Here is a 14,916-nt window from a genome sequence, read left to right as displayed (position 1 = left end):
CAAATGACGCCATACCGCTTGCACATGCAAGGCTTGCAACTTATGAGCCGGTTATGACCCAGACATCCCACGACCGCCTTCTGATCATCGACTTCGGCAGCCAGGTTACGCAGCTTATCGCCCGCCGCCTGCGCGAGTTGAATGTCTATTGTGAAATTCACCCTTACCAGAATGTCACGATGGATTTCGTGCGGGAAATGGCGCCGCGCGCCGTGATTTTCTCGGGCGGTCCGGACAGCGTGACGCGCGAGGGCTCGCCCCGTGTTCCGCAAGAGATTTTTGATTTTGGCGTTCCGATCCTGGGCATCTGCTATGGACAGCAGGTGATGATGCATCAGCTTGGCGGCAAGGTCGAAAGCGGCCATGGCACAGCCGAGTTTGGTCGCGCCTTTGTTACACCCAAAGACAAACTGGATATCCTGAAAGGCTGGTTCGCGGACGGCGATGAACAAGTCTGGATGAGCCACGGCGACCATGTCAGTGAAATCGCACCGGGGTTCGAGGTTTTCGGAACCTCGCCCAACGCACCTTATGCGATCACGGCTGATCCATCGCGGCATTTCTATGCCGTGCAGTTTCACCCCGAGGTACACCATACGCCAAAGGGCGCGAAACTGTATGAAAACTTCGTCAAGCTGGCCGGGTTCAAGGGTGACTGGACCATGGGCGCCTATCGCGAAGAGATGATCCGCAAGATCCGCGAACAAGTCGGAGACAAAAAGGTCATTTGCGGATTGTCCGGTGGCGTCGACAGCTCGGTTGCCGCGATCCTTATTCACGAAGCAATCGGGGATCAGCTGACCTGCGTGTTCGTCGATCACGGGCTGCTGCGCAAGAATGAGGCCGAAGAAGTCGTCGGCATGTTCCGGGACAACTACAACATTCAGTTGATCCACGCCGACGAATCCGAGCTGTTCCTTGGCGAACTGGAAGGTCAGAGCGACCCCGAGACCAAGCGCAAGATCATCGGAAAACTGTTCATCGACGTGTTCCAGAAACACGCCGATACCATCGACGGCGCCGAATTCCTGGCTCAGGGCACTCTCTATCCTGATGTGATCGAATCGGTGTCGTTCTCGGGCGGACCTTCTGTAACGATCAAGTCCCACCACAACGTGGGTGGCCTGCCGGAAAAGATGGGCCTGAAACTGGTCGAACCGCTACGCGAATTGTTCAAGGACGAGGTACGTGCCTTGGGTCGCGAGCTTGGTCTGCCGCAGAGCTTCATCGGGCGCCACCCCTTCCCCGGACCGGGCCTGGCCATTCGCTGCCCCGGCGAGATCACCCGCGAAAAGCTGGAGATTCTGCGCGAGGCCGACGCGATCTACATCGATCAGATCCGCAAACACGGGCTTTATGACGACATCTGGCAGGCTTTCGTCGCCATCCTTCCCGTACGCACCGTCGGCGTGATGGGCGACGGGCGCACATATGACTACGCCTGTGCGTTGCGCGCCGTCACATCGGTCGACGGGATGACGGCGGATTACTACCCGTTCAGCCATGAGTTCCTTGGTGAAACGGCAACCCGGATCATCAACGAGGTCAAGGGCATCAACCGATGCACATATGACATCACCTCGAAACCACCCGGAACCATCGAGTGGGAATGATCGGGCAAAAACGCACCTGCGTTCGACGCCAAAACGACCCGATTCCAGGAATTCTTCCCAAGCCGTGCCTGAAAATGTCGGGCACGACCTTGAACCTGACGCTTCATAAGCGTTTCAATGATTCAACGAATTCAATCTTTTTGATCGCGTAGCGAAGGCCCTGATACCGGGGACGTGACCGCGCGGCCAGGTCGGGGTGCGGCACGTGAATCAGACACAAAAAAACACCTTCAAGGCCGCCTTGTGGATGACCGGAGCCATTGCGTCCTTCTCCTCGATGGCGGTTGCCGGTCGCGAACTGAGCCTCGTGCACGACACGTTCGAGATCATGATGTACCGAAGCCTCGTCGGGTTTCTTGTTGTCGCCCTCGTACTCACGGCCACAGGCGGTTGGGTCCAGGTTTCCACGCAACGCCTGGGGTTGCACGCTTTGCGAAACACCTTGCACTTCACGGGGCAAAACCTCTGGTTCTATGCGGTCGCTGTTGCGCCTTTGGCGCAGGTGTTCGCATTGGAATTCACACAGCCGCTTTGGGTGATCCTGCTGTCGCCGCTGCTGCTGAATGAACGTCTGACGACCCTCAAGATAACAGCAGCGCTTATCGGTTTTGCGGGCGTTCTGATTGTCACGCGCCCGGGTGCGGCACCGTTGAGTCCCGGCCTTGCAACCGCAGCCGCATCTGCGGTTTTCTTTGCATTTACAACGATCACGACCAAAAAGCTCACACGCTTTGCCAGCATCGGATGCATCGTTTTCTGGCTTACTTCCATGCAAGCGGTGCTTGGGGCCGTCGCGGCCGGTTTTGATGGGCAGATTGCCTTGCCTACGGCGCAAACCGTTCCGTTTTTGGTTCTGGTCGGGCTGGCGGGGCTGCTGGCCCATTTCTGTATAACCAACGCATTGGCCATTGCCCCGGCGACAGTCGTGATCCCATTTGATTTTGCAAGACTTCCTACGATCGCGGTGGTCGGAATGATCCTGTACCACGAGCCCATTGACCATTGGGTTCTGATCGGTGCGGCGGTCATCTTTTCGGGAATTTTCCTGAATATCTGGTCTGAAAGCCGTAACAGTTTAGCAACAGTTGAAAACACTAGTCGCAATACGTAACGCACCGTCACCAGTTGACCTTAAAGTAACCAAAAAGAGAGTATTGCTCATCATACACGGGATCGGCGTTCGTCACACTCAGCCAGACGCCATTGAAGCCCGCCAGGGATTGTTAGGGAGGACAGAATGAAAAAAACACTACTCGCGACCTGCGCTTTGTGTGCTGGAGCGACGGCAGGATACGCAGGCGGACTGGATCGAAGCGGTCAGGGCATCAACCTGATCTTCGAAGAAGGATCAGTGGTACAGTTTCGGTTGGGATACACCAACCCCAGCGTAACGGGCACCATGCCAGCTTTGGCCGGACCAAACATTGGGCAACCGGTCGATTCCGGTGAGGTTGCGAACGACTTTTTCACTCCGCATCTGGGCTACAAAACGTCACTGACCGAAAAACTCGATTTCGCGATCATGTATGACCAGCCCTTTGGGGCAGACATTGAATACGCAAACACCTACCCTCTTTCGATCAACCCTATTCCGGGTGGTCGCACCGACACTCTGAGGGCCACAGCGGACACGGACGCAATCACCGCATTGCTGCGCTACAAATTCGATGGCGGGTTCAGCGCAATCGGCGGTATTCGTGCGCAGCGTGTGAAGGCTTCGGTAACCGTCCCGCTTGCAGCCGGATACCAGGTTGACACCAATACCGACACAGCATTCGGCTACGTGATCGGGGTTGCATGGGAGAAACCGGAAATCGCGGCACGTGTGGCACTGACATACAACTCCAAGATCAGCCACGATCTGTCGCAAACAGAAACTCTGAACCCACCACCGGTCCCGCCGATTCCGCCGGGAACCGTGGCCACCTTCAACACAAACAGCGAAATCGAGACACCCCAGTCGATCAACCTGGATTTCCAGACAGGCGTCGCACCCAAAACGCTGTTGTTTGGTTCCATCCGTTGGGTCGACTGGCCACAGCTGGTGTACAATCCGCCAAACTACCCGCCGACCAGCAACCTTGTTGACTACGCCGATGCGACCTTCACCTATTCGTTGGGCTTGGGATATCAATTCTCGGAAGAGTTCAGCGGCGCTGTGACGTTGGGCTACGAGACATCCCAGGGCACGCCAGTATCAAACCTCGGCCCGACCGACGGGTTCTGGAGCGTTGGTCTGGGCGGAACGTACTCGCTGGAGAATGCCAAGATTTCCGGCGGTGTTCGTTACACCGACATCGGTGACGCGACAGCCAATGGCGCTGGCCCGAATGCGCGCGGAACATTCACTGGCAACAGCGCCTGGAGCGTTGGCTTCCAGATTACATACGCGCTGAACTAATCCAAAGGTGACTAACCTCAAGGCTCCGCTGTTTCAGCGGGGCCTTTTTTATGCGCAGGTTTCGGGTCGTATATCTGTCGAATGAATGGAATTGTGCGGCCATGAACACGCAAAAACACCTTTCTCGGCGCGCCTGGGTCGAACTTCTTCTTCTGGCCGTCATCTGGGGCGCGTCCTTTGTGGCCATCCGGATCGCCCTGGATTCCATTCCCGTTATGACATCGGTTTTGCACCGCACGTTCTGGGCGATGCTGGTGCTTTGGCTGGTGGCCTGGGCAAAGGGACTATCCCTACCCCGCTCAGCCCGCATCTGGGGTGCATTTCTGATCATGGGGTTGCTGAACAATGTCATCCCGTTCAGCTTGATGGCATGGGGTCAGCTTTACATCGACTCGGGGCTAACGGCCATTCTGAACGCAACCACGGCCATCTTTGGTGTTCTGGTTGCGGCGCTGTTTTTCAAGGATGAACGTTTGACACAAGCCCGGGTCATCGGAGTCGTTTTGGGTTTTCTCGGTGTCTCGATCATCATCGGAATACAGACCTTCACGTCTTTCAGCCTGCAAAACACAGCCCAGCTTGCCGTGTTGGCCGGAACGCTCTCGTATGCTTTTGCCGCGGCTTGGGCGCGGTATCATCTGTCTGGCCTTCACCCCGTTGTCGCGGCGGCAGGAATGCTGACGGGTTCGACCCTGCTGATCCTGCCGCTGGCGCTCATGACGGACGGGGTGCCAACGCTTGCTCTGCCCGCTATCACCTGGGCTGCGATTGGCTATTACGCCATTGTGGCAACAGCGGGAGCATACCTTTTGTACTATCGCGTCCTGGCGATGGCGGGCAGCGGCAACCTGATGCTGGTGACGCTTGTCATCCCTCCTGTCGCCATCGTACTTGGCGCGATTGTGCGGAACGAAGCGCTGCCGTCGAATGCCTATTTCGGCTTTGTCATCCTTGCCATGGGTCTTCTGGTATTGAACCGAGCTGGCCGCCGTGATTGACGCCGTGCGCTGCCCGATTTAGCAAAGGCAAAAAAGGGACGGCACAAGATGATCTATAACACAGCCAAAGACTGGCGCACGGCACGCCGCAAGAAGGTGCTGTTCTTTGGCATGTCCGGTCTGGGCAAGACATATGTCTCGAACATTCTTCGGGACTCAGGGAACTGGTTTCACTACTCGATCGATTATCGCATCGGCACCCGGTACATGGGCGAATACATTACCGACAATGCAAAGGCCGAGGCGATGAAAGTCCCGTTCTTGCGTGACCTGTTGTTGTCGGATTCGATTTTTATCGGCTCCAATATCTCGTTCGCAAACCTGACCCCGGTCGCAGCCTATCTGGGCAAACCGGGCAACCCTGACCTTGGCGGATTGGAAATGCCGGAATACCGCCGCAGGCAGGAACAGTTTCGACTGGCCGAAATACACGCTCTGCTGGATACCGAGTATTTCATCGACCGAGCCGAGCGTCTGTACAAATACCCCCATTTCATCTGCGACACCGGTGGATCGATCTGCGAATGGGTGGACCCCGACGATCCGAACGATCGGGTACTGTCCGAGCTTTCGCAACATACCCTGATGATCTGGCTGAAGGGGGATGAGGAACACACGGCAGAGCTTGTACGCCGTTTTGACAAAGCCCCAAAGCCGATGTCCTATCAGGCCGAGTTTCTGACCAAGGCCTGGACGGATTATTTGGATCTGCAAGGCTGTTCGGAAGCAGATGTGGATCCCGATGATTTCGTCCGTTGGACCTATGCGCAGGCCTTGGCACACCGTCAGCCGCGCTATGAAGCCATGGCGAACAACTGGGGCGTGACGATTGCCGCCAACGACATCGGACAAATCCGCGATGCCGCGGATTTCGATGAGTTGATCGAACACACCCTTGAGACCACGCGCAATAACGCCTAACTATCAGTTTTCACTGATCTCTTAGAAGCCTGACATATGCCCATCAAAATCCCATCGGAACTGCCTGCTTTTGACGTCCTGACCAAAGAGGGCGTCATGGTCATGGACGAAGATCAGGCAATGCGTCAGGACATCCGCCCGCTGCGCATCGGTTTGCTGAACCTGATGCCCAAGAAAATCCAGACCGAAAACCAGTTCGCGCGTCTGATCGGGGCAACCCCGTTGCAGATCGATCTGTCTTTGATCCGCATGACCGAACACCGGACCAAGAACACCGCCGCCGAGCATATGTCCGAGTTCTATCGCCCGTTTCAGGAGATCAAGGATCAGAAGTTCGACGGCCTGATCATCACCGGTGCCCCGATCGAGCATCTGGAATTTGGTGATGTCACTTATTGGGATGAAATCTGCGAGATCTTCGACTGGACCCAAACCAACGTACATTCCACTTTTGGTGTGTGCTGGGGCGGGATGGCGATGATCAACCATTTTCACGGTGTCAAAAAGCACATGCTGGACGCAAAAGCCTTTGGGTGTTTCCGGCATCGCAACCTGGATCCGGCGTCTCCGTTCCTGCGGGGGTTCTCGGATGACTGCGTCATTCCGGTCAGCCGATGGACGGAAATGAAACAGGATGAAATCGATCGCGCACCCGGGCTGAGGACCCTGTTGGGCAGCGACGATGTCGGCCCCTGTCTGGTCGAAGATCCCAGCCATCGCGCGTTGTATATCTTCAATCACTTCGAATATGACAGCGACACGCTGAAACAGGAATATGATCGTGACGTCAGCAACGGCACGCCTATCAACGTGCCGATAAACTATTACCCAGACGATGATCCATCCAAAACGCCGCAGAACCGGTGGCGCAGTCATGCACATCTGCTGTACGGTAACTGGATCAACGAAATCTATCAGACCACGCCTTTCGACATAACGAAAATTGGCCACTAAAGTTCTGATATGCCTTGGCTTGGCCGTTCTGGGCCTTGTCATACTGACAACCTGGCGCAGCGCCCGGAACGAAGCGCTGGCCGAGGCGGCTTTCCCCCCCGAGGGTCGGATTCTGGATGTAGGCGGCATCGCCGTGCACGCCGTGGTCATGGGGGACGGTCCCGATGTTGTTCTGATCCATGGATCCAGCGGGAACACGCGTGACATGACCTTCGCGCTGGCCCCCATTCTGGCCAGGTCATACCGTGTGATCGTTTTTGACCGACCGGGCCTGGGCTATTCCGAAAGCTTCAACCCGGATGGCGAAACCCTCATTGAACAGGCGGATATCCTGCAACGGGCGGCGGCTCAGCTTGGTGCGGAAAAACCCATCGTGGCCGGGCAGAGCTATGGCGGATCGGTCTCGCTGGCCTGGGCCGTGACCCGACCCGAGAATATCTCGGCTCTGGTTCTGATCGCTCCGGCCGCTATCCCATGGGAAACGCCTTTGGATGGGTTCAACCGGCTTGCGTCAACCACGGCGGGCAATGTGCTGGCCTTGCCCCTGATCAGCTCTTTCGTGCCCGAATGGTACGTCACGCAGGCGTTGGACAAAGTTTTTGCACCGCAAACGGCACCCGAAGGCTATGCTGAACATTTCGGGCCCGGGCTGACGATCCGGCGTGGTTCGATGCATGCAAATGCCAAGCAGCGCGCAAACCTGCTGGACGAAATTACCCGTATGCAACCCAGATATGGCGAGATCTCCGTTCCGACCGAGATCATTCACGGAACGGCCGACGACACCGTTGGTCTTGAATGGCATTCTGAACGTCTGATCGAACAAATCCCCGGGGCCGAGTTGATCGAGTTACCGGGTGTCGGTCATATGCCGCAGGTGGTCGCAGCACCCGAAGTTGCCGCCGCGATAGATCGCGCGGCGCAGCGCGCGGGTTTGCGTTAGCCCACGCTCTAATCCATAGTCAGATATGGATTTTATCGCGAGGTGACATATGGCCCGGTCAGGAAAAGGCTCAATCGAGAAGTATTTTCGGAAAGACGCGCCCAAATCTGTACGGGAAGAGATTCAAAACGCGAAAAAGGGCGATATCCTGAACCCGACCTACCCGTATTCCGAAAAAATGAAGACCAAGGATTATGATGAGCAGATGGACCTGCTTCAGATTGAATTGGTCAAAATGCAATCCTGGGTCAAGGAAACCGATCAACGTGTTGCCATCATATTCGAAGGCCGCGATGCCGCGGGCAAAGGTGGCACCATCAAGCGGTTTCGCGAAAACCTGAACCCCCGCGGCGCGCGCAATGTGGCTCTCAGCAAGCCGTCAGACGCCGAACGCAGCCAATGGTATTTCCAGCGCTACATCCCGCATCTGCCCGCCGCAGGAGAGATCGTGTTCTTTGATCGCAGTTGGTACAACCGAGGCGTCGTCGAGAATGTCTTTGGTTTCTGCACACAGGAACAGCGTGAGCGGTTCTTTCGTCAGGTCCTTCCGCTTGAAACGGGCCTGGTGAATGACGGCATCCATTTTTTCAAATTCTGGCTCAATGTCGGTCGTGCAGAACAACTGAACCGTTTTCTGGCGCGCGAAAACGACCCTTTGAAGCAATGGAAGCTCAGCGCGATCGACGTGGCCGGGCTGAGCAAATGGGACGAATACACGCAGTCGATCTCGGAAACCCTGACCCGATCGCATTCTGATGCCTGCCCGTGGACAATTGTCCGTTCTGACGACAAAAAACGCGCACGCCTTGCGGCCATCCGAACGGTTCTGCATGCCTTGGATTATGATGAGAAGGACAAGAAGAGTATCGGCGAGGTTGATGCCCATATCTGCGGTGGCCCGGACGTGTGGGAGGCATAAAATGCTGCTCTGCCCTGCCCTGTTGATGCCATCACGAGCATGTATTGGACGACAATGCATCGGTGGTCTATGTCCTTGTCTTCCAACACCCAATCAATGCACCTGAGGCCGGGATGACGAAACGCGGTTATCACCACGGAAACCTGAAGCAAGCCCTGATCGAGGCAGCCTTGTCCCTGATCGAAGACAAGGGCCCAACCGGTTTCACGTTGTCCGAGGCCGCAAAAACTGCCGGTGTCACGCCTGCCGCCGTCTACCGTCATTTTCAAGGGCGCGAGGACCTGATCGCCGAAGCCGCACGGCAGGGGTTTGAGATGTTCGCAGACCTGATGCAATACGCCTATGACGAAGGACAGCCTTCAGCCCTTGCCGCCTTTGAAGCAACGGGGCGTGCGTATCTGGCCTTTGCGCGCAAAAATCCCGGGCATTACATCGCCATGTTCGAAAGTGGAATATCCCTGAACCGCACGCCCGAATTGTCCCTGGCCGCCAATCGGGCGAAGTCCGTTCTTGAAAAAGCGGCCGCGGACCTGTCCCAGCATATTCCGCCGGAAAAGCGCCCGCCCGCGTCGATGTTCAGCGCCCATATCTGGGCGATGAGCCACGGAGTCGTCGAGCTGTATGCCCGAAACACCGGCGCAACTTCGCCTTTTCCCCCCGAAGATTTGCTGGAAAGCGGTATCGGCATCTACCTGCGCGGTCTGGGTCTGATCCCCCAGGATGAGTGACGCGGTCAGAACGAACGACTGCCCTGAGGCATACTCAAGCCCGATGTCACGTTGATCAGATCCATCTCACCCATCCCCTTGATATCAACGCACCCAAGTTCCGAGACCTGAAACTCGTCGATCAGGGCATATTTCATCTCTTCCGGGGCCACGATGTTCATGGGGTTGGCAAAGACCTGCAACCGGGATGCGATGTTCACGGCAGGGCCAAACACGTCATAGACATATTTCTGAATGCCCACGACCGATCCGACCGCCGCCCCCATTCCCAATCCGATCCGGGCCTGCCACTTATGCGGATGGCTTTCGTTGCGGCGTTCAAGATAGCGCAGGAACCTTACCGCACAATGCGCCACGGCGGTCGCATGATCCGGTGTGGGATCGGGCATGCCCGACACGGCCAGATAGGCATCGCCAATCGTCTTGATCCGCTCACACCCGAATTGTTCGACGATCCGGTCAAAGGCCGTGAAGATGTCGTTCAACTCACTCAAGGTGACTGTCGGGTCGGTCTTGGCCGCAAAATCCGTGAACCCGACAAAATCCAGCATCACCACCGAAACCTGCTGATACAGCTGCGGTGTGACAACGCCGAACGTCTTGAACTCTTCATACACCGCTCGTGGCATCAGGTTCAGCAACAGCCGTTCCACCCTCTCCTTTTCGCGCTCAAGCTCTCGGGTATTTCGCTCGACCATGGTGGAATAGCTGTCGATCATGCTTTCCAACTCGCGAATGCGGGTGATGTTCTGACATTCAACGATCAACACCTGTTCGGACAATCCGCTGGCCAGCGAGACCGTGACCGCAAAGATCAGTGTCCTTCGCTTTGGTTTGATCTGCAATTCGACCGAGTACCGAAGGCCGGACTGCTTTACATCCTCCAGTTCCTTGGGGTCGAGATCCGACAGAACGTCGCTCAAGGCGCTGCCCTTTTCAGGAGTACCGAACCATTCCGTGAAAGGCCCGTTGTAAAACACGAATTGCAGGTCGGATGCGCGCACCACGGCGACGCCGACTCCGATCGCACGCAGCAATTGTTCGTTTATTGCAAGAATGCTCATGCCGCATTCCGGGCGACGATGATCGAACGTTTTCCCTCGATCGCGTTCAGCGCAGTTTTGATGTCGCCGTCCGACATACCATGCTGGCTGAGCGCGTCGCCAAACAGCTCGGCCATGACGTCGAATTCATTGTGCGAAATGTTCAGATGCCGATGAACTGCTTCGATCCTGTCATCACTGAAAGATGCGGGCCCGCCAATCAAGGACGAGACGAACTTGGTTTGATGGTCGATCAAACGCGGCATATCAATGTCTTCGAAATGATGGCCGATCTCATCCGAATCCAGCGCCATTTCATAGAAGGTCATCACGACCCGGCTGATCGTTTTGAAACCGCCATATTTCTCATAAAGTGTCTGTGCCACACGAATACCCGCGCGTTACCAATCAATAACCCCACAACTCTATATCAAATCGATATTTTTGTTAACGCTTATGATTTTCTGGCCGGGAAGGATCAAAAACCGTCTTTCCGCACAGGAAAACCTGCCAGAGCATCACTGAGACCGAAACAAAGCTTTCATACGTTCTTTGGGGATGGGAAACGAAGGAAAGGCAAACCATCAGCGGGATTGTCTTTTGACTGATCTTGAAGCGCTCTGATGGGCTGGGCCGGGTCAGTTTTGAATGCAAGCCAGCCCGCCCTTCTGGAAGAAAGCTTCCTCTGATACCCTCAGTAACCCGCCATCAAAGAGAATTTAGTTTCAATACGGCGTGTCCTCATGTTCACATGCAGAAAATGTGACACAACCATTGAAAGGACCAAAAGTGCAGGAACATGGATATGCGTCCGGGCGCCTGAATCTTCCTTTCGTCGGAATATCGACCTTCGCGAAATCTCCATATGTCGAAAACTGGGACGGAATTGAGGCCGATGTTTGCGTGCTCGGCGCGCCGTTCGACTTTGGAACGCAGTGGCGCCCCGGCGCCCGTTTTGGTCCTCGGGCCGTTCGAGAGGCATCGACCCTTTTCAGTTTTGGCCATGCCGGTGCCTATGATCATGAGGATGACGCAACCTATCTGGATAGCTCGGTTCGGATCGTCGACCTGGGGGATGCGGATATTGTCCACACCAAGACCGAGGCGAGCCACGAGAACATAGCCTTTGGTGTGCGAAAGATCCTGGAGGCCGGGGCACTTCCGCTGGTGATTGGCGGTGATCACTCGGTCAACATCCCCTGCATTTCCGAATTTGAAAGCAACTGCGCCGAAAACGGACCGATACATGTCGTTCAAATCGATGCGCATTTGGACTTTGTCGATGAACGTCATGGCGTCACCAGCGGGCACGGAAACCCCATGCGCCGCGCGATAGAAAAAGACTATGTTTCGGGGATGACCCAGTTGGGTATTCGGAACGTTTCGTCCACGTCCAAGGAAGGGTATGACGACGCGCGTGCGCGCGGATCGGATATCCTGTCGGTACGGCAGGTTCGCAGATTGGGAACACAGGCTGTTCTTGACCGCATACCCGAGGGAAAACGGTACTACGTGACTATTGATATCGATGCATTTTGTCCATCGATCGCACCAGGAACCGGAACCCCAAGCCACGGAGGGTTTCTGTACTATGACGTTCTGGAGATTCTTCAGGGGCTGGCGAAAAGAGGTGACGTGGTCGGCATCGATCTGGTCGAGGTGGCCCCTGCCTACGATCCCACCGAAAGCACTCAGATTCTGGCGGCGCAGCTTCTGCTGAATTTTTTGGGTTTCATATTTCACGAACGTGCCCGGCGCACGTGATAAGCGGGTGGAGCCAAAGCTCCACCCCAAAGCATCAGGCGCCGATAATGTTGTGCCCCGGTCCGTAGGGGAATCCGGTGATGTTTTCGGCTCCGTCTTCACCCACAACCAGAATATCGTGTTCCCTGTAGCCGCCCGCACCGGGATGTCCTTCGGGGATCCACAGCATCGGCTCGATCGAGACCACCATGCCGGGTTCCAGCACTGTGTCGATGTCTTCGCGGAGTTCCAGACCGGCCTCGCGACCATAATAGTGGCTCAGAACACCAAACGAGTGGCCATAGCCGAAGGACCGATATTGCAGCAGGCCTTCGTCGGCAAAGAACCGGTTGATCTCGGCGGTGATACCGGAACAGGTGGCACCGGGTTTGATCAGGCTCAGGCCAAGTTCATGCGCGGCCACATTGGCCTTCCACAGGCGCAGACTGTCGGCGTCCGGCTCGCCCAGGAACAGGGTCCGTTCCAGGGCGGTGTAATAGCCGGAAATCATCGGAAAGGTATTCAGTGACAGGATATCGCCTTTTTGCAACGCGCGTTTGGTGACCGGATTATGGGCGCCGTCGGTGTTCAAACCCGATTGAAACCAAACCCAGGTGTCACGGTATTCGGCTTCCGGGTAGGCCCGCGCGATTTCCACTTCCATCGCGTCTCGGCCGGCCATCGCAATTTCGATTTCGGTTGCGCCTTCGCGAATTGCGGCATGGATCGCAGCACCACCCACATCGGCAGTACGGGCACCGCCTTTGATCAATTCGATTTCTTCAGCGGATTTGATCATCCGTGCGGCCATGGTGTCGGCCGCGATGTCAACCAACTCTGGCGCGCCAAGCATTTTCAGCGCCGTGTCGCGCGCCGCAAGCGTCATGTGGTCGCCTTCGATGCCGATCCGCTTTGCGTTCCCGATCAGGCTCGCAACTGCCCGCCAGTAGTTGTCGCGTTTCCAGTCCGTATAGATCACATTGTCTTCAACCGACCGGCGCCAGGGTTGCCCGGCATCAATATTGGCGGAAACGGTGGTGCAACTGTCCTGGGTCACAACGCAGCCATAGGGGCGCCCGAACGCACAATACAGAAAGCCTGAATAATAGGCGATATTGTGCATCGACGTCAGCAGCACCACCGGGACATCCCGCTGGGCCATGATGGCGCGCAGCTTGCCAAGACGGCGGTCATACTCGGCTTTGCTGAACGGCAACGGGGCCTTTTCACCATTGTGGCAGGTGAAGAACTGAGGGCGGTTAGAAATGTCAGTCATCCTTGGTCTCTCATCTATGCCGGGCGTGCATTTCCCGGCCACATGTCCCGGCGTTCAGGACAGGCGGTCTCGGGGTCCGAGAGCCGATCACCTCCGTAGTCGCCGCGACGCCATCGCAGCGGAGATGAACAGGTGAATCGTTAGATCAGACGGTTTGCTGCGTCAAGCAGGCGAAAGACCCCGCAGACGTTCGGATCGACGCCGCAACAGTTCGACCGTCGTCAGCAGAGCAATGGACAGGACCACAAGGATTGTCGCAACCGCAAGAATGGTTGGACTGATCTGCTCCCGCAGGCCGGTGAACATCTGCCACGGCAACGTCTTTTGGCTGGCAGAGCCTACAAACAGCACCACGACCACTTCGTCGAATGATGTGATAAAGGCAAAGAGACCGCCAGATATCACACCCGGCAGGATCAACGGCATCTGAATCTTGAAGAAGGTTCGCACCGGTCCCGCGCCCATATTGGCCGCCGCCCGGGTCAGAGATCGATCAAAGCCTACCAGGGTCGCCGTCACGGTAATGATCACAAAGGGAATACCCAGAACCGCGTGGGCCAGGATGACTTTCAGATAGCCTACGAAGTTCTTGTTCATGCCCAGCGTACCTTCGAGGAAGCGCCCGATATCACTGTAGAAAAAGAACATGCCCGTCGCCGAGATGATCAGCGGAACAATCATCGGCGATATCAGGATCCCCATGATCGCACGGCGCCCGGGAACGTGAGACTGGCTGAGCCCAATGGCGGCCAGCGTTCCCAACGTTACCGAAATAACCGTCGCAATCGGCGCGATGATCAGCGAGTTCTTGAAGCTGCGCTGCCATTCGTTGTTGGTGAAGAAATCTCGGTAATGCTTCAGCGAATAGCCTTCCGGATCCAGCCGCAGCATCTCCGGGGTGAATGTAAAGAAATCCTCTGCGTTGAAAGACAGCGGCAACACCACAAGGATCGGTGTGATCAGGAAGACGAAGATCGCACCACAGATCACGCGAAACAGGTAGTGATAGAAAACCTGTTGTGCCGTGAGGTATGGCAGCAACTTGCGCCGATACCGCCCCTCATACAACCAGAAGATAAACCAGGCAAAAAACCAACCGCCGAGCAGCCCCAATACACCACCCATCAGCCCGGCCACTATGAACCCCACGACACCGAACCCGATGATATTGATCCAGCGTGCGAGGTTTTCGTTCTTCACGATGTTTATGTAGACCCAAGCCAGCCCCGCGATCAGGACGGCTCCGGCCAGTATGCCCAGAAGGACCGAACCATTTCCCGCCCCGACGAAAATACCGGCAAATGCCCCGGCAAGTGCGACACTGGGCAGAACCATGGACATGGGTTTGCGGGATATCGGTGTCAGTGCGGCCATCTT

At 56.2% G+C, this 14,916-nt stretch carries 14 protein-coding genes; 10 read left to right on the top strand and 4 right to left on the bottom strand.

What is annotated here, in order from left to right; all coding sequences use genetic code 11:
- Positions 1-53: 53 nt before the first annotated feature.
- From guaA to NOR97_RS06575, 9 genes are all read left to right on the top strand, one after another.
- Complete coding sequence (gene guaA, locus NOR97_RS06615; RefSeq protein WP_257600618.1) at positions 54-1,613, top strand: glutamine-hydrolyzing GMP synthase; 1,560 nt, start codon at positions 54-56, stop codon at positions 1,611-1,613.
- 247 nt (positions 1,614-1,860) lie between these two features.
- Positions 1,861-2,724, top strand: a complete 864-nt coding sequence (locus tag NOR97_RS06610) for a DMT family transporter (protein WP_170344748.1) — start codon at positions 1,861-1,863, stop codon at positions 2,722-2,724.
- A gap of 126 nt (positions 2,725-2,850) precedes the next feature.
- Positions 2,851-4,014: an OmpP1/FadL family transporter gene (locus NOR97_RS06605; RefSeq protein WP_170344558.1), complete on the top strand. Its 1,164-nt coding sequence runs from the start codon at positions 2,851-2,853 to the stop codon at positions 4,012-4,014.
- A 101-nt stretch (positions 4,015-4,115) separates the two neighbouring features.
- Positions 4,116-5,012 carry a DMT family transporter gene (locus tag NOR97_RS06600; RefSeq protein ID WP_257600617.1) on the top strand — a complete coding sequence of 299 codons (897 nt, stop codon included), beginning with the start codon at positions 4,116-4,118 and terminating at the stop codon, positions 5,010-5,012.
- Between the two features lie 48 nt (positions 5,013-5,060).
- On the top strand, positions 5,061-5,933 hold the full coding sequence (locus NOR97_RS06595; RefSeq protein ID WP_257600616.1) for an ATPase: 873 nt from the start codon (positions 5,061-5,063) through the stop codon (positions 5,931-5,933).
- 36 nt (positions 5,934-5,969) lie between these two features.
- Positions 5,970-6,887, top strand: coding sequence for a homoserine O-succinyltransferase (metA, locus tag NOR97_RS06590; RefSeq protein ID WP_257600615.1), 918 nt, complete (start codon positions 5,970-5,972; stop codon positions 6,885-6,887).
- Positions 6,877-7,830 (top strand): alpha/beta fold hydrolase, encoded by a 954-nt coding sequence (locus tag NOR97_RS06585; protein WP_257600614.1) that lies wholly within the window; start codon positions 6,877-6,879, stop codon positions 7,828-7,830. Before metA ends, NOR97_RS06585 begins: the two co-directional genes overlap by 11 nt.
- A gap of 49 nt (positions 7,831-7,879) precedes the next feature.
- The gene (ppk2, locus tag NOR97_RS06580; RefSeq protein WP_170344569.1) at positions 7,880-8,749 is read left to right on the top strand and encodes a polyphosphate kinase 2; all 870 of its coding nucleotides are present in this window, start codon (positions 7,880-7,882) and stop codon (positions 8,747-8,749) included.
- 113 nt (positions 8,750-8,862) lie between these two features.
- Positions 8,863-9,477, top strand: coding sequence for a TetR/AcrR family transcriptional regulator (locus NOR97_RS06575; RefSeq protein ID WP_170344749.1), 615 nt, complete (start codon positions 8,863-8,865; stop codon positions 9,475-9,477).
- Positions 9,478-9,482: 5 nt separating this feature from the next.
- Here the strand turns inward: NOR97_RS06575 and NOR97_RS06570 are convergent, their stop codons facing one another.
- Complete coding sequence (locus NOR97_RS06570; protein ID WP_257600613.1) at positions 9,483-10,541, bottom strand: adenylate/guanylate cyclase domain-containing protein; 1,059 nt, start codon at positions 10,539-10,541, stop codon at positions 9,483-9,485.
- On the bottom strand, positions 10,538-10,906 hold the full coding sequence (locus NOR97_RS06565) for a group 1 truncated hemoglobin (protein WP_170344571.1): 369 nt from the start codon (positions 10,904-10,906) through the stop codon (positions 10,538-10,540). The genes NOR97_RS06570 and NOR97_RS06565 overlap by 4 nt, the downstream gene beginning before the upstream one ends.
- Positions 10,907-11,309: 403 nt before the next feature.
- Between NOR97_RS06565 and speB the strand changes: the two genes are divergently transcribed.
- A complete protein-coding gene (gene speB, locus NOR97_RS06560) occupies positions 11,310-12,284 on the top strand; it encodes an agmatinase (RefSeq protein ID WP_257600839.1) in 975 nt (324 codons plus the stop codon).
- 34 nt (positions 12,285-12,318) lie between these two features.
- On the opposite strand, the gene NOR97_RS06555 is transcribed toward speB, so the two are convergent.
- Both NOR97_RS06555 and NOR97_RS06550 read right to left on the bottom strand, forming a co-directional pair.
- Positions 12,319-13,539 carry an aminopeptidase P family protein gene (locus NOR97_RS06555; protein ID WP_257600612.1) on the bottom strand — a complete coding sequence of 407 codons (1,221 nt, stop codon included), beginning with the start codon at positions 13,537-13,539 and terminating at the stop codon, positions 12,319-12,321.
- Between the two features lie 162 nt (positions 13,540-13,701).
- Positions 13,702-14,913 carry an ABC transporter permease gene (locus NOR97_RS06550; protein ID WP_257600611.1) on the bottom strand — a complete coding sequence of 404 codons (1,212 nt, stop codon included), beginning with the start codon at positions 14,911-14,913 and terminating at the stop codon, positions 13,702-13,704.
- Positions 14,914-14,916: the final 3 nt, after the last annotated feature.

This window comes from Ruegeria sp. YS9, assembly GCF_024628725.1.
GTDB classification, from domain to species: Bacteria; Pseudomonadota; Alphaproteobacteria; order Rhodobacterales; family Rhodobacteraceae; genus Ruegeria; species Ruegeria atlantica_C.
This window is presented reverse-complemented; position numbering and strand designations above follow the sequence as displayed.